Raw genomic sequence first — 768 nt, 5'->3', positions numbered from 1 at the left:
GTTGGCGTTCTGGCCGCGATAGGGAATCAGCTCGCCGGAGGGCGTGATCTCGTCCGCATACGCTTCATGCGCAGGCTCAAAGAAAGCGCTCTCCATGCGTTCATACGCCTGCGCCACCTGCTGCGCATCACACAGGCCGACGCGATGTGCCTGCGCGAATGCCAGCAGCACGAAGGCCTGGCCATAGGCCATGACGGTGCCATCCTCGATCTGGCCATCGCGCAGGGTCCAGGCATACAGGCCGGCCAGCGGTCCCTCCGCATGACGGAAGCGTTCCAGATGCGCCAGGGCATGGCGCGTCTGTTCCAGATAGCGTGATTGCCCGGTATGCAGATACGCCATGGACTGCGTGAAGACCAGCCGCGTCGCGCTGACCAGATGCCGATGGCTGCGCTCATAGACGCTGCCGTCGTCCTTGAGGTAATGGAAGAATCCGCCCTCTGGATCGATGGCATGGCGGTCATAGAAGGCCAGCGTATGGGCCACATGCGCCTGCAGGAAGGCGCGGCTTTCAAGATCGGGAAGGGACATGCCGGCTCCGGATGGGGAAGAGAGTGTCATTGCGCGGCATCCTTCTGACGCCATTTGTCGAGGATCACGGCCAGCACGATGACCGCGCCCTTGGCCACGTATTGCCAGAACGAGGACAGGCCGAGAATGGTCAGCCCGTTGTTCATCACGCCGATGATGAGCGCCCCCACCACCGTCCCCCAGATCGTGCCCACACCGCCCATGAGGCTAGTACCGCCCAGCACCACGGCGGCAATC

General features: G+C 63.2%; 1 protein-coding gene and 1 pseudogene. Both read right to left on the bottom strand.

The window, feature by feature from the left end; translation table 11 throughout:
- The coding region (locus B3873_RS07580) for an AGE family epimerase/isomerase (protein WP_286865025.1) at window positions 1-531 on the bottom strand (531 nt) is incomplete at its 3' end.
- A 26-nt stretch (window positions 532-557) separates the two neighbouring features.
- A pseudogene (locus B3873_RS07575) lies at window positions 558-768 on the bottom strand (ribose ABC transporter permease); the annotation flags it as partial.

Source organism: Herbaspirillum sp. UBA812, assembly GCF_002296545.1.
Classification (GTDB): domain Bacteria; phylum Pseudomonadota; class Gammaproteobacteria; order Burkholderiales; family Burkholderiaceae_D; genus Herbaspirillum; species Herbaspirillum huttiense.
The sequence above is the reverse complement of the archived record's forward strand: the minus strand, read 5'-3'. Positions and strand labels throughout refer to the sequence as shown.